The organism is Rhizobium acaciae, from assembly GCF_025941625.1.
In the GTDB taxonomy this organism is placed as follows: domain Bacteria; phylum Pseudomonadota; class Alphaproteobacteria; order Rhizobiales; family Rhizobiaceae; genus Rhizobium; species Rhizobium acaciae.
The window spans coordinates 81,501-97,580 of record NZ_JAPCZO010000008.1 but is presented as its reverse complement, the minus strand read 5'-3'; the positions used below and the strand labels follow the sequence as shown (position 1 = coordinate 97,580).

The 16,080-nt window shown below is 63.6% G+C and carries 17 protein-coding genes; 4 read left to right on the top strand and 13 right to left on the bottom strand.

The window, feature by feature from the left end:
- Positions 1-8: 8 nt before the first annotated feature.
- The 6 genes from OLZ32_RS14580 to OLZ32_RS14555 all read right to left on the bottom strand — a co-directional run bounded on the left by OLZ32_RS14580 (position 9) and on the right by OLZ32_RS14555 (position 5,862).
- Entirely contained in the window at positions 9-440 is a 432-nt protein-coding gene (locus OLZ32_RS14580) for a nuclear transport factor 2 family protein (RefSeq protein ID WP_264421519.1), read from the bottom strand.
- 110 nt (positions 441-550) lie between these two features.
- Positions 551-952 (bottom strand): GFA family protein, encoded by a 402-nt coding sequence (locus tag OLZ32_RS14575; RefSeq protein ID WP_264421517.1) that lies wholly within the window; start codon positions 950-952, stop codon positions 551-553.
- Positions 953-1,019: 67 nt separating this feature from the next.
- On the bottom strand, positions 1,020-2,552 hold the full coding sequence (locus OLZ32_RS14570; protein ID WP_264421516.1) for a S10 family peptidase: 1,533 nt from the start codon (positions 2,550-2,552) through the stop codon (positions 1,020-1,022).
- Positions 2,553-2,652: 100 nt separating this feature from the next.
- A complete protein-coding gene (locus OLZ32_RS14565) occupies positions 2,653-3,945 on the bottom strand; it encodes a CynX/NimT family MFS transporter (protein ID WP_264421514.1) in 1,293 nt (430 codons plus the stop codon).
- Positions 3,942-4,619, bottom strand: coding sequence for a FadR/GntR family transcriptional regulator (locus tag OLZ32_RS14560; RefSeq protein WP_264421512.1), 678 nt, complete (start codon positions 4,617-4,619; stop codon positions 3,942-3,944). Before OLZ32_RS14560 ends, OLZ32_RS14565 begins: the two co-directional genes overlap by 4 nt.
- 331 nt (positions 4,620-4,950) lie before the next feature.
- Positions 4,951-5,862 (bottom strand): pirin family protein, encoded by a 912-nt coding sequence (locus tag OLZ32_RS14555; RefSeq protein ID WP_264421510.1) that lies wholly within the window; start codon positions 5,860-5,862, stop codon positions 4,951-4,953.
- A 257-nt stretch (positions 5,863-6,119) separates the two neighbouring features.
- Here OLZ32_RS14555 and OLZ32_RS14550 point away from each other — a divergent pair, with 257 nt between their 5' ends.
- A complete protein-coding gene (locus OLZ32_RS14550; RefSeq protein WP_264421509.1) occupies positions 6,120-6,932 on the top strand; it encodes a class II glutamine amidotransferase in 813 nt (270 codons plus the stop codon).
- A gap of 10 nt (positions 6,933-6,942) precedes the next feature.
- Here the strand turns inward: OLZ32_RS14550 and coaBC are convergent, their stop codons facing one another.
- The 3 genes from coaBC to OLZ32_RS14535 all read right to left on the bottom strand — a co-directional run bounded on the left by coaBC (position 6,943) and on the right by OLZ32_RS14535 (position 9,971).
- Positions 6,943-8,148 (bottom strand): bifunctional phosphopantothenoylcysteine decarboxylase/phosphopantothenate--cysteine ligase CoaBC, encoded by a 1,206-nt coding sequence (coaBC, locus tag OLZ32_RS14545; protein ID WP_264421507.1) that lies wholly within the window; start codon positions 8,146-8,148, stop codon positions 6,943-6,945.
- 173 nt (positions 8,149-8,321) lie between these two features.
- Positions 8,322-9,071, bottom strand: coding sequence for an SDR family oxidoreductase (locus OLZ32_RS14540; RefSeq protein ID WP_264421505.1), 750 nt, complete (start codon positions 9,069-9,071; stop codon positions 8,322-8,324).
- Positions 9,072-9,206: 135 nt separating this feature from the next.
- Positions 9,207-9,971: an SDR family oxidoreductase gene (locus OLZ32_RS14535; protein ID WP_003544786.1), complete on the bottom strand. Its 765-nt coding sequence runs from the start codon at positions 9,969-9,971 to the stop codon at positions 9,207-9,209.
- A 126-nt stretch (positions 9,972-10,097) separates the two neighbouring features.
- Between OLZ32_RS14535 and OLZ32_RS14530 the strand changes: the two genes are divergently transcribed.
- A complete protein-coding gene (locus OLZ32_RS14530; RefSeq protein WP_264421502.1) occupies positions 10,098-11,003 on the top strand; it encodes a LysR family transcriptional regulator in 906 nt (301 codons plus the stop codon).
- 1 nt (position 11,004) lies between these two features.
- On the opposite strand, the gene OLZ32_RS14525 is transcribed toward OLZ32_RS14530, so the two are convergent.
- A complete protein-coding gene (locus tag OLZ32_RS14525) occupies positions 11,005-11,883 on the bottom strand; it encodes a LysR family transcriptional regulator (RefSeq protein ID WP_003544790.1) in 879 nt (292 codons plus the stop codon).
- Positions 11,884-11,974: 91 nt separating this feature from the next.
- On the opposite strand from OLZ32_RS14525, the gene OLZ32_RS14520 reads away from it, so the two are divergent.
- Complete coding sequence (locus tag OLZ32_RS14520; protein ID WP_264421499.1) at positions 11,975-13,225, top strand: MFS transporter; 1,251 nt, start codon at positions 11,975-11,977, stop codon at positions 13,223-13,225.
- Entirely contained in the window at positions 13,222-13,608 is a 387-nt protein-coding gene (locus OLZ32_RS14515) for a VOC family protein (RefSeq protein ID WP_264421497.1), read from the top strand. The genes OLZ32_RS14520 and OLZ32_RS14515 overlap by 4 nt, the downstream gene beginning before the upstream one ends.
- Before the next feature lie 143 nt (positions 13,609-13,751).
- Here the strand turns inward: OLZ32_RS14515 and OLZ32_RS14510 are convergent, their stop codons facing one another.
- The 3 genes from OLZ32_RS14510 to OLZ32_RS14500 all read right to left on the bottom strand — a co-directional run bounded on the left by OLZ32_RS14510 (position 13,752) and on the right by OLZ32_RS14500 (position 16,080).
- The gene (locus OLZ32_RS14510; RefSeq protein WP_003544795.1) at positions 13,752-13,970 is read right to left on the bottom strand and encodes an AbrB/MazE/SpoVT family DNA-binding domain-containing protein; all 219 of its coding nucleotides are present in this window, start codon (positions 13,968-13,970) and stop codon (positions 13,752-13,754) included.
- Positions 13,971-14,017: 47 nt separating this feature from the next.
- The gene (locus OLZ32_RS14505; RefSeq protein WP_264421495.1) at positions 14,018-15,679 is read right to left on the bottom strand and encodes a urocanate hydratase; all 1,662 of its coding nucleotides are present in this window, start codon (positions 15,677-15,679) and stop codon (positions 14,018-14,020) included.
- Positions 15,680-15,750: 71 nt separating this feature from the next.
- A complete protein-coding gene (locus OLZ32_RS14500; RefSeq protein ID WP_130695753.1) occupies positions 15,751-16,080 on the bottom strand; it encodes a TfoX/Sxy family protein in 330 nt (109 codons plus the stop codon).

Below are 16,080 nucleotides of genomic sequence, written 5' to 3'. Positions count from 1 at the left end.
CGTTGCCGCTAGCCGATGCCATGCTTTCTGAGAAGCGCCTGTTCATCGCCTGACACCCAGCCGAAAACTTTCGCCTCGCCGTTCAGCTTCTGCACGAGGTAGTGAACATCGAAATCTATGACCGTGTCCGGCCGATCCTCTCGGGCATAGGTCGCCGTCCAGGCGACATGCGTCAAACAATGATGGTCATCTATCGGGGAGATGCGGACATCGCGTATGCGCATCTCCTTGGTCCCTATTGCCCGATAGCGGGCGTATCCTTGCTTCATGACTTGCTTGAGTTGATCGTCGTTTTTCCCGGTCATAACGCCGGCCGGCGAGGCCGCGATGAAATCCGAGGCATACAGCGATGCAACCTCATCCATATCCCCGTCATCACCGAGGGATCTGTTGAAAAAACCTTCGTATCGCTCGAATAGCGTCCTTACGGCATTCTCCATCAGCCGCTCTCCCGTTGCATTTTGGTGGGATCGATATGATTGCGCCGGGCCGCAGCCAACGGTTTGTGGCTCTAACCGTCACGCTGCCCCGAATTTAATAGGTCCTCATCCTAATCCTCGCCATCGAAGCGCGGCAGCGGTTCGATATTCTCCACCCAGGGCAGGGCAGAGCCACACCATATCTGCTTGCTCGGCTGCAACACTTGCCGTTGGTCGATGCTGCCGACGCGGATGCCGATCGCGCCGCCTTCGCCGTCCGTGCGGTAGAGCGGCGATCCGCAATTCGGGCAGAAGAATTGCCGGCTGAGACCACCGCTGTCGCCATATTTTGCGTAGCCTCTCGGCTCGCCTGAAGTGAGCGTGAGACTTTCCGGCTGCGCCGGTGCGGTGATGCGATAGGCCGAGCCCGTCAACCGCTGGCAATCGGTGCAATGGCAGATCGAGACCCGCTCCGGGTCGATCTCCGCCTGATAGCGGATCGCGCCGCAGTGGCATCCTCCGGTAATATGCATCGGCAAATCCCCAAAGCATGTCGCGCAAAACTGTACGGCGGTTTAGCGACAAAGACATCGCCACGCTTTAGTCCGCCGGCTGAGCGGCCGGATGTGTGGCGTAGAAGGCCTTTGCATCCGCCGTGAAGGCGGCCCGCTGATCAGCTCTTGTATAGAACATATGGCCGCCGCGATAAAGCTTCAGTCCGACGCGGCCACTGGCGAGCGAGGGCGGCAGATGGTCGACCACGTAGCGGCTGACGCCATAAGGCGTCACCAGATCGCTGTAGCCATGTGCGATCAGCAGATGGAAGGCCGGGTTCGCGGCGAGCAGCTGCCTGATGTCGTCGGTGGCGCTGGCCTGGAAGCGCGATCCGCCGCCGCGCCCCCCGCCCCATTCCCAGCGCCGGCTGATATCGCCGTCGAGCAGCGAATAGGTCATCTCGGTCTTAAAGCCGAGTTCGTTGCGGGCATAGTCGGCGAAAGCCCCGCCATAGGCGCGGGTGAAACCGTCGAGGATGGCGTCGCCGCCGCGATCGTAATCCGATTCCGGATAGGGATCGGGTGCTGCAAAGGAGGCGTCGTAAGAGCTCATCACCTCGCCGCTGCCGGCGCCGGAGTGTTTGACGAAGGAACTGCCGAGGAAGCCGTGGTTGCGGGTGACGATATCCTCGGGAATGCCCGTCAGGCGAGCGATCCTGCCATAGAAGGCGGCGGCATCGGCACCCGTCGGCGGCGGCCCGGCCAGCGTCGTCAGATAGTCCCCGAGCGCGAAGGTCTCGGCTGCCTTCTGCTTCTCTTCGTCAAAGGCTTTATGCCGGTCGAGTTCGGCGGCCGCCAACGACGGCAGTTCGAGGGCCGCGCCGAGCGCGAACTGATCGGCATTGAACATCAGCTGGCCCTCGAGCAAGGGAGAAAGCATCACCGCACCGGCGACGATGATGCCCTGGCTTTCCTGAAGCGCCGAGGCGACCTTGGCGGCGCGAAAGCCGCCATAACTTTCGCCGAGAAGATATTTCGGCGAGTTGGAACGGTTGTTGTGCGCGACATAGAGCGCGATCGCCTTGGCGATGCTCTGGGCGTCGGCACTGACGTTGTAATAGTTGGAGGCGTCGTCCGCCTTTGCCGTCCGGCTCCAGCCGGTGCCGATCGGATCGATCAGCACGAGGTCGGTGAAATCGAGCCAGCTTTGCGGGTTGTCGACGAGTTTCGCATTGGCGCCGTCGCGTCCGTCCGGCCCGAAATCGAGCACCTTCGGCCCGACGAGCCCGAGATGCAGGAAGGCGGAAGCCGCACCCGGCCCGCCGTTGAAGGCAAAGGTCAGAGGCCGGTTCGCCCCGCTATCCCCTGCGACATAGGCGGTGTAGAAGATCGCGCCGGTCTGGGCCCCGTCCTGGCCGAAGAGATCCAGCGTGCCGGCAGTGGCGGTATAGGCAAACTTCCGGCCGCCGATCGTCAGCGCGTGCTCGGTGACGGAATCGGCCGGCAGCAATTTCAGCACGCCCTCGCGCGCGCCGCTCTGGGCGGTTGCCTTCGGTGTACCGCTTTCCTGTGCATGGGAAAGGGCAGGTGCCAGCGACGCCATAAACACGGCAAGCAGAAACAGTGTTCGTATGCGCAAGATGTTTCCTCCGGCGTTCGGGATGAGAGGCTGAGATAGCGTAGCATCCGCGGCCGACGACCGGCATCAAGAGATGGTGATGGACAGGTGAGCGAGCGGCTCAGCCGTCCTTTTCAATAGCATGGACATTGATCTCCACCGCCCGCCCGGCCTTCCAGCCGTTGATCGCGGCGCCCAGTCCGAGCGCAACGAAGAGGGCCGCGCACCAGGAAAAGCTGCCGGTCCAGCCGCGGATGAGGCCGACGATGAGCGGGCCGATGGCGGCCAGCAGATAACCGACGCATTGCGCCATGCCGGAAAGATGGGCGGCGACATCGGGATCGCGCGAGCGCAGCACGATCGTCGTCATGGCTGCCGCGATCAGCCCGCCCTGGCCGATGCCCTGCAGCACCGCCCACAGCCAGACTGTCGAAAGCGGCGCGAAGACCAGGCCGAGCAGGGCAATGACGGCGATGCCGCAAAGGCTCGCATTGATCAGCCGCTGGTCCCGGCCGCGCACCGCGATATGCGGCACGATCAGGCAGGAGGCCGCCTGCACCATCACCGACAGCGAGACGATTGCCCCGGCGGTGACGCCGTCGAGCCCGCGTTCGCGCAGGATCGGTACCAGCCAGCCGAAGACGCAATAGGCAAGCGCCGATTGCAGCCCCATGAACAGCGTCACCTGCCAGGCGAGCCGGTCGCGCCAGAGGCCTTTGACGTGGAAGCCGTTCCGTCTTGCCTGCCTGCCGCTGCGAAGAACCTCAGGCAGCCAGAGCAGGCTGACGATGAGGGCGGGCAGCGCCCAGACGGCGAGGGCGCCCTCGAGAGAGCCGCCGAGTGCGTGCTCGATCGGCAGCGTCAGCCCGGCGGCACTTGCCGCCCCGGCGCAGAGCGCCATCGTGTAGAAACCGGTCATCAGCGCGGCGCCCCCGGCAAAATCCCGCTTCACCAGCCCCGGCAGCAGCACGTTGCCGACGGCGATGCAGGCGCCGGCAAGGGCCGTGCCGATGAAGAGCAGCGGTATGGAGGAAAGCCCGCGCAATGCGGTGCCGAGCGCCAGAAGCAGGAGAACGTCGAGCAGCGTGCGTTCCGTTCCGAAGCGCTGGGCAAGACGGGGCGCAAGCGGCGAGAAGGCGCCGAGGCAGACCACCGGCAGCGTCGTCAGCAGGCTGGCGCCCAGCGCGCTGAGGCCGAGCTCCGAGCGGATTTCCGGCAGCAGCGCCGAGGCGCTGGAGAAGACCGGGCGCAGGTTGAAGGCGATCAGCACCAGGCTTGCGCCCAGCAGAAAACGACCCGCAGCTCCCCGCACCGGCGTGGCCTGCGGCGGCGGAAGGCTGCCGGCCTCGGCATCGATCAGCAATTCGTCGGCGGCGTCGAGCGCGCTGGCGGCATGGTTGGCAGGCGTGTTCATGACAGGATCATCCGCTCGAGCGCGGCAAGAACCGGCGCGATGAAGCGGCGCACCGCCGCATCCGCCTTGTCGGGATCGCCGGTTTCGATGGCGTCGACGATCTCGGCATGCGCCTGCATATCGGGTTCCGGAATATCCTTGCCGAGCGTCGCCGCGATGGTGTCGGCGATCGAGGCCGAAAAGAAATCGTAGATCTCGATCATCGCGCGGTTGCCCGAAGCGGCGATGACGGCCTTGTGGAAGGCGAGGTCGCGTCCGATGAAGGCGGCCTGGTTGCCGCCGTCGTAATTGCCGCGTTCGGCAAGCAGCCTGCGAAGCCCGGTAACAATCTCCGGCGTCTTGCGGATCGCTGTCAGCCGGGCGGCCTCGACGTCGAGCGCCAGGCGCGCCTCGAACTGGTCACGCAGGCTGGCGCGCCGCGCCATCGTCAGCGGTCGGCCGGCATCGCTGGTGGCGCGGACATAGGTGCCCGAACCCTGCCTTGTCTCGAGATAACCCTGGGAGACGAGAACGCGCACCGCCTCGCGCACCGTGCCGCGGCTGACGGACAGCATGGCCGACAGGGAGGCCTCATTCGGCAATTTCTCGCCGACCGCCCAGCGTTTGCCGAGAATGTCGCCGCGGATCGCCTCGATCGCCTCATCGGCGAGATTGGTCTTGCTGAGCGCTCTCATCCCACTACTCATAAAGTCATCTGATGACTTTATGAGTAGTGGGATTTCGATCTTTCGTCAACGCCCGGCATCGAGACAATAAAGGCATCAAGACAATAAAAAGGGCCGCCTCAGCGACCCTTTCCATGAGTTTGGCCTCAAACTGGCCTGGACTGTCTATGCAGCCCCAGGAAGGCGGGGATTAGAGCGAGGGCTGCCTCGCCTTCGTCACCTCTTCCATGCCCGTTACGAGGTCCGAAATCTCATTAGACATTGGATCACCTTCCTTTCGTTCTGTTGCTGATGACTTAAAAGTAGGCCGATTCTTCGCAGATGCAAGAGAGAAATGCGTTCAGTGCGCAGCTTTGATGAAGGTGCCGTTCTGCAGTTCGCGCATTGCCTGCATGATTTCCTCGCGCGAATTCATCACGATCGGGCCGTGCCAGGCAACCGGCTCCTCGATCGGCTTGCCGGAGACAAGCAGGAAACGGATGCCCTGGTCGCCTGCCTGCACCGTCACTTCGTCGCCGCTGTCGAAGACCACGAGCGTGCGGTTGCCGGACATGTCGCGGATATTCAATTCCTCTCCGTCGACTTCCTTCTCGACGCGCACGCCGAAGGGTTTCGATGCATCGCGGAAGGTGCCGGAGCCGGCGAAGATATAGGCGAAGGCATTGCGGTAGGTATCGACCGGCAGGCGCTTCTTCCGGCCGGGCGGCACCGAAACGTCGAGATAGATCGGCTCGGCGGCGACGCCATCGACCGGACCGGCCTTGCCCCAGAAATCGCCGCAGATCACCCGCACCGCCGTGCCGTCATCATCAACAACGACAGGAATATCGGTGGATTTGACGTCCTGGTAGCGCGGCGCCGTCATCTTCAGCGAGGAGGGCAAGTTCGCCCAGAGCTGGAAGCCGTGCATACGGCCGGCAAAATCGCCCTTCGGCATTTCCTGGTGCATGATGCCGCTGCCGGCCGTCATCCACTGGATGTCGCCGGCGCCGAGCAGGCCGCTATTGCCCAAGCTGTCGCCGTGCTCGACGGTGCCGGCGAGCACATAGGTGATCGTCTCGATGCCGCGATGCGGATGCCAGGGAAAACCGCGGATATATTCCGCCGGATTGTCGTTGCGGAAATCATCCATCATCAGGAAGGGATCGGTCATCGCGGGATCGCCGAAGCCGAAGACGCGGTGCAGCTTGACGCCGGCGCCTTCCATGGTCGGTGTGGCAATACTTTCATGCTTGACGGGGCGGATCGACATGGCGTCCTCCTAGGGGTTCAACTTGGCGGCGACTATAGCCGCCCGGCTGCCGGGCGCGAAGTCTGCGGGACAGACAACGCAGTGTTCACAAAAGAACACAGCGTTTCGCCGAATTTGAAGAGGTCAGGCGTCAAGAAATCGTCATGTTTCACTTGCAAACCGGCAGGGCGTTAAGCTGTTATTAGCGACGACATTCGACAATTCAGTTGTCGTTTCAGCATTTCCCGCCGATGCGGCGGGTTCCGGAGCAAAGAGCCATGTGTCGCTGGGCAGCCTATCGCGGAGACCCCCTCTATCTCGAGGAGTTGGTATCCTCGCCCGCCCATTCCCTGATCGAGCAGTCGCATTGCGCCACCCGCGCCAAGACCGCGACGAACGGCGATGGCTTCGGCATTGCCTGGTATGGCGATAGACCCGAGCCCGGCCGCTACCGCGATACCCTGCCCGCCTGGTCGGATTGCAATCTGAAGAGCCTGGCGCGGCAGATCCGTTCGCCGCTCTTCCTCGCCCATGTCCGCGCTGCCACAGGCGGCGGCACGCGCCGCGACAACTGCCACCCCTTCACCCATGGCACCTGGTCCTTCATGCACAACGGCCAGATCGCAGGCTTCGAGCGCCTGCGCCGGCCGATGGAGGCGATGCTCGACGACGAGTTGTTCAATGCCCGCGGTGGCACCACCGATTCCGAATTGATGTTCCTGCTGGCGCTGCAGTTCGGCCTGCGCGAAGCGCCGATCGCCGCGATGGCGGAAATGATCGGCTTCATCGAGGATCTGGCGGAAAACACCATCGGCTCGGTGCTGCTGCGCTTTACCGCTGCCTTCTCCGACGGCAAGGCGCTTTATGCCATCCGCTATGCGACCGATCGCAAGGCGCCGACTCTTTATGCCTCGCCGGTCGGCAAGGGCTATTGCCTCGTCTCGGAGCCGCTGAACGACGATGGCGATGCCTGGGCCGAGATCCCGAACGGCAGCGCCGTCACGGTCGGCGAAGGAGGAATCGACGTCGCGGATTTTCGACCGGGCAAACGGGCGGCCGTCAAATCGCAGTGCGTCGTCGTTCCAGCCTGATCCCCCGGCGTTAACTGAACTGCTTGGCGATCAGTGCCGCGAGTCGTTCGGCGACCTCTTCCTTCGCCAGGTCAGGCCATTGCTCGACGCCGTCGCGGCGAACGAGTTTGACGCGGTTGCGGCTGCCGCCCATGATGCCGGTCGCCGGAGAAACGTCATTGGCGACGATTATGTCGGCGCCCTTCCTCTCGAGTTTCGCCTTCGCATTGATTTCGACGTCCTGCGTCTCGGCGGCAAAGCCGATCACCAGCTTCGGCCGCATCGTATGATGGCCGACGGTTTTCAGGATGTCCGGGTTCTCGGTCAGCGCCAGCGTCGGGATGGATTCACCGGGATGTTTCTTCAGCTTCTGGTCGGCGGCCGAGGCCACGCGCCAGTCCGCCACGGCTGCGACCATCACCGCGATGTCGGCCGGCAGCGCCGCAAGCACGGCATCACGCATTTCCTCCGCCCGCTCGACATGCACGACGTTGACGCCGACGGGATCGGCGATCGTCACCGGCCCCGATACGAGCGTCACCTCCGCCCCGAGCTTAGCCAGGGCGGCGGCGATCGCATGTCCCTGCCGGCCGGAGGAGCGGTTGGCGATGTAGCGCACCGGATCGATCGGTTCGTGGGTCGGTCCTGAGGTGACAATTGCCTTGCGCCCCTTGAGCGGCTTTTCTCCGTCGTCGAGCATGGTTTCGGCAGCCGCGACGATCTCCAGCGGCTCCGCCATCCGGCCGAGCCCGGCCTCCCGGCTTTCCGCCATCTCGCCGGCCATCGGCCCGACGAAGCGGATGCCGTCGGCTCTGAGCATCGCCGCATTCCGCCGCGTCGCCGGATGCGCCCACATGGCGGGGTTCATCGCCGGTGCGGCCAGCACCGGCCTGTTGGTCGCCAGAAGCACGGTCGAGGCGAGATCGTCGGCAAGCCCGTTCGCCATCTTCGCCATCAGATCGGCCGTGGCAGGGGCGATCAGCACGAGGTCGCAGTCGCGCGCCAGGCGGATATGGCCGATATCCTGTTCGTCCTGCCGCGAAAACAGATCGAGGAAGACATGGTCCGCCGCCAGTGCACCGACGGCAAGCGGCGTGACGAATTCCTGCGCGCCCTTGGTCATGACAGGGCGCACGCTCGCGCCGCGCTCGCGCAGCCGGCGGATCAGATCCAGGCTCTTATAGGCCGCGATGCCGCCGGAGATGATGAGGAGGATGCGTTTGCCGCTGAGAGCCATGGCCTTCTACCCGTTGCCTTTTCTGACCGTCCTCGACCCTAAGCCTTTGGCGGAGAACATGCAATCGCCCGTGCGACACGCATAGGATCTGCTCGGGCAGCCTTAGCATGACGATCGCGATCGCCATGCTAAGGCGGCAAGCTGCGGCAGCTGGTCTCCGCCGCGCTTGTGAGTCAGAGGTTGCTCATCCCGCCGTCGATGATGAGTTCGCTGCCGACGATATAGGCCGCCTCATCGGAGGCGAGGAAGACGATCGTCTTGGCGACTTCGCCGGGGGTTCCGAAGCGGCCGACGGGGATCTGAGCCTGGATCTGCGCGGTCATCGCCTTGGAATCCGCTTCCGACGCCCCGAGCTTGCTGTAGAGCGGCGTGGCGATCGGGCCGGGGCTGACGGCGTTGACGCGAATGCCGCGGCCGATCAGTTCGCCCGACAATGTCTTGGCAAGCGTCAGCAGCGCGCCCTTCGTCAGCGAATAGACGCTGGAGTTCGGCATGCCGATATGGGCGTTGATCGAGGTGTTGAGCACGATCGCGGCCTGCTTCGAAAAAATCGGCAGCAGTGACTGAATCAGGAAGAACGGTCCTTTGACGTTGATATCAACCGACTTGTCGAAGGCGGCTTCGCTCCACTGTTCCAGCGGCCCGAATTCGGCGACCCCGGCGTTGACGAAGAGGATGTCGAGCGTGCCGAAAGCCTCTCTCACGCTATCGGCGACGGCCTTCTGGCCGACCGCATTGCCGGCATCGGCCTGGATGACGGTGGCTTTGCCGCCAAGTTCGGCGCGGGCCGCCTGGACGCTTGCCGCGCTGCTGCCGGTAACGACGACGCGGGCGCCCTCGGCGATGAATTGGCGGGCGGTCTCGAGACCGATGCCGCTGGTGCCGCCGGTGATGAGGGCTGTCTTGTTCTGGAGGCGTGACATGATGACGTTCCTTTGATCGAATTTTGGGCCGCGGCCCGTTGTTGTTGGATGGGAGAATGCTCTGAAAAAAGCGGCGCGATAAGCCGGCGTGTTGAAGGATCACCAACCCGCAGCGGATAATCGCGCCCTGCCGTCTCAGCTGCGGGTGATCGAGGCGCCGCCGTCGACCAGCGATGCCGTGCCGGTGACGAAGCTCGCATCGTCGGAGGCGAGATAGAGAACCGAGCGGGCGAGTTCTTCGGGTGTCGCGACACGCTTCAGCGCATGCAGATTGGTGACGAAGGCCTGCTTCTCAGGCGTGTCGTTCATGTCCCGATACATGTCGGTATCAACAGCACCCGGCAGGATGGCATTGACGCGCACGCTCTGCTGGCCGAATTCGGCGGCAAGCGCCTGTGTCAGGCCGATCAGGCCGGATTTGCTGGCGGCATAGGCGGCAACGCCCGGAAAGGCGAAGCTGTAGCCGACGAAGGTCGAGGTGAAGATCACCGAGCCGCCGCCATTTTCCACCATTGCGCCGATCTGGTGCTTGGCGGCGAGGAAGGAGGCCGTCAGATTGATCGCCAGCGCCTCGCTGAAGCCTGCTTCCGAAACACCGGTGCTCGCACCGGCTTCGCCGAGCGTGCCGGCATTGTTGAAGGCGATGTCGAGCTTGCCGTATTTCGTCACGGCGGCGGCGACCAGCGCCTTGTGATAGTCTTCCGAGCGCACGTCGCCGGCAATGGCCATGGCGTCGCCGCCCTCTGCCTTGATCTCGGCGACGAGACTGTCGAGTTCGCCCTGGCGGCGGGCGCCGACGACGACCTTGGCGCCTTCGGCGGCGAAGAGCTTTGCCGTGGCGCGGCCGATGCCGGAGCTTGCGCCGGTGACGATCGCGACCTTGTTGTTCAAGCGGTTCATGGTTCCATCTCCTGGGTTTAAGGTGAGGCGGCCCCTGCCGTCCCTTTCGATGAAGGGAAGATGGCATTTTCCTTTCGTTCGGATTAGTCTTCAGATTGGGGAATTCGAATTCGGAAAAGCCGAACGATGATCAGGATCGAAGGTATTGCGGCTTTCGTCGCCGTGGTTGAGGCGGGCTCGGTCAGCGAGGCGGCCCGGCGCCTGCGGCTATCCAAATCCGTCGTCAGCGAAAGGCTGGCGGAACTGGAGAAATCGCTGGGCGGCATCCTGCTGCACCGAACGACGCGCAAGCTCACCTTGACGGAGGATGGCACGGTCTTCCTTGGGCGCGCCGCGCGCATCGTGCGCGAGATCGAGGAAGCCGCGGCAGATATGGCGGAGCGGCGCGGAACGCTGTCCGGCCCGATCCGTATCGCCGCCCCCGTCACCTTCGGCCGCATGCATCTCGGCCCGGCGCTCTATCCTTTTCTTGCCGAACATCCCGAGATCGAATTGACCCTCGATATCGATGACCGGCGCGTCGATGCCGCCTCGGACGGTTATGATGCCATCATCCGCAACGGCCCGATCGCCGATAGCCGGCTGGTCGCCTGGAAGCTCGCTCATAGCCGCCGCCTTCTCTGCGCCTCACCGGATTATCTCGCCCGCCAGGGAATTCCGTCGTCGCTGGCTGATCTCAACAGCCATCGCGGCATCTTCTACACCAATCGCGGCGTTGCCGACTGGCGGTTCCAGACGTTCGACGGTGCGATCGTCGTGCGCGCGAAATTGGCGCTCGGCATCAACAATGGCGATATGCTCCGCGACGCCGCGATTGCCGGGCTCGGCATCGCGCTGCTGCCAGCCTTCATCGCCGGCCCGGCCATCCGCGAGGGCCGGCTTGCCGAAATCGATGTCGGCCATAGGCCGGAGGCCGAATTCATCTACATGGCCCATCCCGAAGGCCGAAATCCCTCCGCCAAGCTTCGCGCCATCGCCGACCACCTGAAGAAGAGCTTCGGCGATCCGCCCTATTGGGATCCGGTGGGTTAACTCATGTACTCAGCAGGCTGATCAGGTTCTCGGTGACCGGCGAACGATGTGTTTTCAGGATTGCCAGCGCCAGGCGCGCCACGGCCGGCGGCCCCTCGATCGGCCGGTAGGCCACACCTTCGAGCTTGATCTGCGAAATCGAGGCCGGCACGATCGAGACGCCGAGATCGGCCGCCACCAGATTGACGACCGATGAAATCTGCGGCGCCTCCTGTGCCACGGTCAGCTCGAATCCCGCCTTGCGGCAGGCAAGCACGACATCGTCGTAGAGGCTCAAGCCCACGAGCCGCGGAAAGAGGATGAAGGGTTCGTCCGCCAGCGCCGCAAGCGGTAGCTCGCTGCGCCGTGCCATGGGATGGCTGGCGGGCAGGGCGATCACCATCGGCTCATCCGGCAGCCGCCGCAGCCGGATACCGGCGGGATCGTCGAGGCTGGGGCGCATGAAGGTGGCGTCCAGCTCGCCGCGTTCCAGCTTCTGCATCAGCGCCAGCGTATTCATTTCCGTCAGCGATAGCTGCACCTCCGGCCAGCACGCGCGAAAGCGGCGGATCGTCGTGCTGACCACGGGATTGAAGGCGGAGGAGGCGGTGAAACCGAGCGATAGTCGGCCGGTCTCGCCGCGATTGGCGCTTTGCGCCGCAAGCTTCGCCTTTTCCGCGGCCGCGAGCGACGCCTTTGCCTCGCCGAGGAAGGCCGTACCCGCTGCCGTCAATTCGGCGCCGTGCGGCACGCGGTGAAACAGCGCCGCACCCACTTCCCTCTCCAGATCGCGGATCTGCTGGCTGAGCGGCGGCTGCCCGATGCCGAGCTTGCCGGCGGCACGGGTGAAATTGCCTTCTTCTGCCACTGCCAGGAAATATCTCAGGTGCCGCAACTCCATCGCCATCTCCAAAACCTATCGAAATCGCCGGTTTCATATATTGGACAAATGGAGTGGCGTTGGCTAGATCGGAGGGCGGAAGGATGAAGATATGCCGACGTCAGTGCATGCCGTGAAGACCGCCGAGACAGCCGCAATCCCAGGGCAGAAGCAATACCTGACCCGTGGCACCGGCGCCTATCACCGCGCCAGCCTGGCGCTCTTCCTTTCCGGCTTCTCCACCTTCTCGCTGCTCTATTGCGTCCAGCCGCTGCTGCCGATCTTCTCGCAGCAATTCTCCGTCAGCCCGGCCGAAAGCTCGCTGTCGCTCTCGCTCTCCACCGGTTCCCTCGCAGTCGCGATCGTCTGTGCCGCCGCCGTCTCGGAAGGCCTTGGCCGCCGCAGCCTGATGTCGATATCGCTGGTCGGCGCGGCATTGCTGACCATCGCCACGGCCTTTGCCCCGAATTGGCACCTGCTGCTCGTCATCCGCGCCCTGCAAGGCCTCGTTCTCGGCGGCGTGCCGGCCGTCGCCATGGCCTATCTCGCCGAGGAAATCGATCCGCGCGGTCTTGGCGCCACCATGGGCCTCTATGTCGGCGGCACGGCCTTCGGCGGCATGTCCGGCCGCGTATTGACAGGCATCTTCGCCGAATATCTCACCTGGCGTCCGGCGCTTTTCATCATCGGCGCCATCGGCCTTGCCGCCGCGATCGGTTTCATCGCCCTCCTGCCGCCGTCACGCAATTTTGTCCGCCGGCCGGGCTTCGATCCGCGCTTTCATGCAAAAGCCTGGCTCGGCCATCTCAGCAATCCGGCGCTGCCCTTCATCTTCGCCATCGCCTTCCTGGCGATGGGTTCCTTCGTGACCATCTACAATTATGCCGGTTTCCGCCTGGTGGCGCCGCCCTACGGCCTCAACCAGACCGAACTCGGCCTGATCTTCACCGTCTATCTCTTCGGCATCGGCGCCTCCTCGATCGGCGGCCTGCTCGGGGACAGGATCGGGCACTTTTCCGTGCTTCTCTTCGGTCTGGCACTCACCGCCGCCGGCAGCGCGCTGACGCTCTTTGCCTCTCTCCCGACCATCATCCTCGGCATCATCGTGCTGACGACCGGCTTCTTCATGAGCCATTCCATCGCCAGTGGCCTTGTCGGCAAGCTGGCACATGGCACCAAGGGCCACGCTTCTTCGCTCTATATGCTCGCCTATTATGTCGGCTCCAGCCTCATGGGTTCGGCGGGCGGCTGGTTCTTCGCGGTTGAAGGCTGGACCGCCGTCGTTATCTTCACGCTTGCCATGCTGGCGCTGGCCTTTGTCTCCGCCTGTCTTGCCCAGCAATTCGCAAGGAGAAAAGCATGATCCGCATAGACCGCCTCGACCATCTCGTGCTGACTGTCGCCGATATCGCTATCACCTGCGATTTCTATTCCCGCATCCTCGGCATGTCGGTCGACACCTTTGCAGAGGGCCGCAAGGCGCTGAAATTCGGCGGGCAGAAGATCAACCTGCACCAGGCCGGCCACGAATTCGATCCCAAGGCGAGACACCCCACACCCGGCTCCGGCGACCTCTGCTTCATCGCCGAGACACCGCTTGCCGATGTCATTGCTGATCTACAGGCCGCGGGCGTTCTGATCGAAGAGGGCCCGGTCGAACGCACCGGTGCGACCGGACGTCTGCGCTCGGTCTATTTCAGGGACCCCGACGGCAATCTCATCGAAGTCTCCAATCTGATCGCCTGACGCGCTGCCCGGCTCCAGCCGATCCGTCGAAGACTTGCGGGTGTTTGCCCAGTTTTGCGACGAGACGATCATTGCTCTTCATCGTTGGAAATGACGGCACTCACGTCAACCAGCTACTTCATTTTGAAGAAGTCGAGTTCGGATCACTCCTGCCCAGCAGGCTGTTCTTCCACCGCTGTTGCAAAATCGGCATCGACCGGACCGGCCACGTCTGCAAGCCAGTCCCAATCATCGGAAATCGGCTCGATAATGATCGCACGCCCCTGCCGCCGAATGGCGACGCTGTCGCCGTCGAAACGGAATTCCTTGGGCAGCAGGACGGCTTGAGAGCGCCCCGACCAGAAGATCTTTGCTGTCTCCATGTCATGGCTCCCGATGAGATGTGACAACGATATACAGCAATTTTTGATCAACCAAGCCGGATATAGGGCACGTCCTTCTTCGCCACCTCATCCAGCGCCTCCTCGTAACCCGCATCGGCGTAACGCATGACGCCAAGCGCCGTATCGTTGGTCAGCGCATGGTTGAGCCGTTCATCGGCGGCATCCGTGCCGTCGGCGACGACGGTGACGCCGCAGCTCGTCATGTAGCCGGCATAGCCGCCGCCGCCGGAATGGATGACGACCAGATCGGCCATCGATGAGCAGAGCATCATCGCATCGATCAGCGGCCAGTCGGCGATCGCGTCGGACCCGTCCTTCATCCGCTCGGTCATGATATTTGGATGCGCCATGGCGCCGGCGTCGAGATGGTCGCGGGAGAAGGCGACCGGGCCCTCCAGTTCGCCGCTTGCCACCAGCGCATTGACGCGCCTTGCGAGTGCCGTGCGTTCGCCATGGCCGAGCCAGGCGATGCGGGCCGGAAGTCCTTCAAAGGGCACATACTCGCGCGCCAGCCGGATCCAGTTGGTGATGATCTTGTTATCAGGGAACATTTCCAGCAGCAGATCGTCGATCCGGGCGATGTCGCTCTCCTCGCCTGACAGAGCCATCCAGCGAAACGGGCCGATCGCCCGGGCAAACAGCGGCCTCAGATAGGCTTCGGTGAAAATCGGAATGTCGAAGGCATTGGCAACGCCGCCCTCTTTGGCCTGCGTGCGGATCAGATTGCCATTGTCGAAGACTTCCGAGCCCTTTTTCTGGAACTCCAGCATTGCCGTCACATGCTCGACGATCGAGGCGCGGCTTGCCGCCATCAACTGGCCCTGCCCATCGTCGCGCAGACCCTTGACCTGCTCGAGGTTCATACCCTTCGGCACATAGCCGTAGACGAGGTCATGCGCCGAGGTCTGATCGGTGACGATATCAGGCACGATGCCGCGGCGGGCGATTTCCGGATAGACCTCCGCCGCATTGCCGACGAGGCCGACGGACAGCGCCCGCTTGTCCTTTACCGCCGCATCGATCATCTGAATCGCGGTATCGAGATCGGGTGCGATTTCCTGGAGATAACCGATCTGCTGACGCTTGCGGGCGCGCTCCGGATCGATGTCGATACAGAGGATCGCAGCGCCTGCCATGCGGCCGGCGAGCGGCTGCGCTCCGCCCATGCCGCCGAGGCCGGCCGTCAGCACGAACCGGCCGAGAAGGTCTCCGCCGAAGCGCCGCTCGGCGATACGCATGAAGATTTCGTAGGTACCCTGGATGACGCCCTGGCTGCCGATATATTGCCAGGCACCGGCCGTCAGCCCGCCCCAGCAGATCAGCCCCTTGCGCTGCAGCTCGTAGAACACTTCGGCCTTTGCCCATTGCCCGACGATATTGCAGTTCGCCATGATGACGAGCGGCGCCTTGGCATGCGTTCGAACGAGGCCGATCGGCTTGCCGGACTGGATGAGTAGCGTCTGGTCCTCCTCCATCTCGGTCAGCGCGTTGACGATGCCCCTGTGCGCCGCCCAGTTGCGGGCCGCCTTGCCGAGCGCGGCATAGACGATCAGGTTATCGGGATCCTCGCCGACGGAGAGCACGTTTTCGAGCAGCCGCAGCAGCGCCTCCTGCCGCCAGCCCTTGGCGCGCAGCTCCGGCCCGCCGGGAATCGGAAATTTCGGATGACGTGGATTGGCCTTCGGCATCGTGGGTTCCTCGTTTTGCTCTCTGCTTTTCCCTTCTCCCCGCTGGGGAGAAGGGGGAATGGCATCGTTCGTTATTTGCTGGGCAGCGATCCCACATAGGCGAGCGCCGCATCAAGCAAACGCCGTCTCAGGGCATCGTCGCCGTAAACCTCGGCACCACCTCGCACCCAGCCATGCATCACCCGCTCGCCCGACAGCATCTGGATCACGCCCGGCAGCGCCAGCGCCCAGCCGTCATTGCCCTTGCCGAGACGGATCAGCATGCCGTCATGGCGCGCGCAGCAGAGAAGATTGCCGTTCAGCATGAAGGCCCAGCCGCCGAACATGGACTTTTCGGCAAGGCCCGGCTGACCGCCGAGCTCCTCGCGCATCAGTTCTTCGAGACCGGGATCGCGCGCCAT

Excerpts from the sequence above, each read along its gene's own strand:
- OLZ32_RS14520 (WP_264421499.1), top strand. The coding sequence starts at position 11,975 with ATGCCGACGTCAGTGCATGCCGTGAAGACCGCCGAGACAGCCGCAATC.
- coaBC (WP_264421507.1), bottom strand. The coding sequence starts at position 8,148 with ATGGCTCTCAGCGGCAAACGCATCCTCCTCATCATCTCCGGCGGCATC.
- OLZ32_RS14550 (WP_264421509.1), top strand. The coding sequence starts at position 6,120 with ATGTGTCGCTGGGCAGCCTATCGCGGAGACCCCCTCTATCTCGAGGAG.
- OLZ32_RS14580 (WP_264421519.1), bottom strand. The coding sequence starts at position 440 with ATGGAGAATGCCGTAAGGACGCTATTCGAGCGATACGAAGGTTTTTTC.
- OLZ32_RS14565 (WP_264421514.1), bottom strand. The coding sequence starts at position 3,945 with ATGAACACGCCTGCCAACCATGCCGCCAGCGCGCTCGACGCCGCCGAC.
- OLZ32_RS14540 (WP_264421505.1), bottom strand. The coding sequence starts at position 9,071 with ATGTCACGCCTCCAGAACAAGACAGCCCTCATCACCGGCGGCACCAGC.
- OLZ32_RS14555 (WP_264421510.1), bottom strand. The coding sequence starts at position 5,862 with ATGTCGATCCGCCCCGTCAAGCATGAAAGTATTGCCACACCGACCATG.
- OLZ32_RS14575 (WP_264421517.1), bottom strand. The coding sequence starts at position 952 with ATGCATATTACCGGAGGATGCCACTGCGGCGCGATCCGCTATCAGGCG.
- OLZ32_RS14515 (WP_264421497.1), top strand. The coding sequence starts at position 13,222 with ATGATCCGCATAGACCGCCTCGACCATCTCGTGCTGACTGTCGCCGAT.
- OLZ32_RS14505 (WP_264421495.1), bottom strand. The coding sequence starts at position 15,679 with ATGCCGAAGGCCAATCCACGTCATCCGAAATTTCCGATTCCCGGCGGG.
- OLZ32_RS14535 (WP_003544786.1), bottom strand. The coding sequence starts at position 9,971 with ATGAACCGCTTGAACAACAAGGTCGCGATCGTCACCGGCGCAAGCTCC.
- OLZ32_RS14560 (WP_264421512.1), bottom strand. The coding sequence starts at position 4,619 with ATGAGAGCGCTCAGCAAGACCAATCTCGCCGATGAGGCGATCGAGGCG.
- OLZ32_RS14510 (WP_003544795.1), bottom strand. The coding sequence starts at position 13,970 with ATGGAGACAGCAAAGATCTTCTGGTCGGGGCGCTCTCAAGCCGTCCTG.
- OLZ32_RS14525 (WP_003544790.1), bottom strand. The coding sequence starts at position 11,883 with ATGGAGTTGCGGCACCTGAGATATTTCCTGGCAGTGGCAGAAGAAGGC.
- OLZ32_RS14530 (WP_264421502.1), top strand. The coding sequence starts at position 10,098 with ATGATCAGGATCGAAGGTATTGCGGCTTTCGTCGCCGTGGTTGAGGCG.
- OLZ32_RS14500 (WP_130695753.1), bottom strand. The coding sequence starts at position 16,080 with ATGGCGCGCGATCCCGGTCTCGAAGAACTGATGCGCGAGGAGCTCGGC.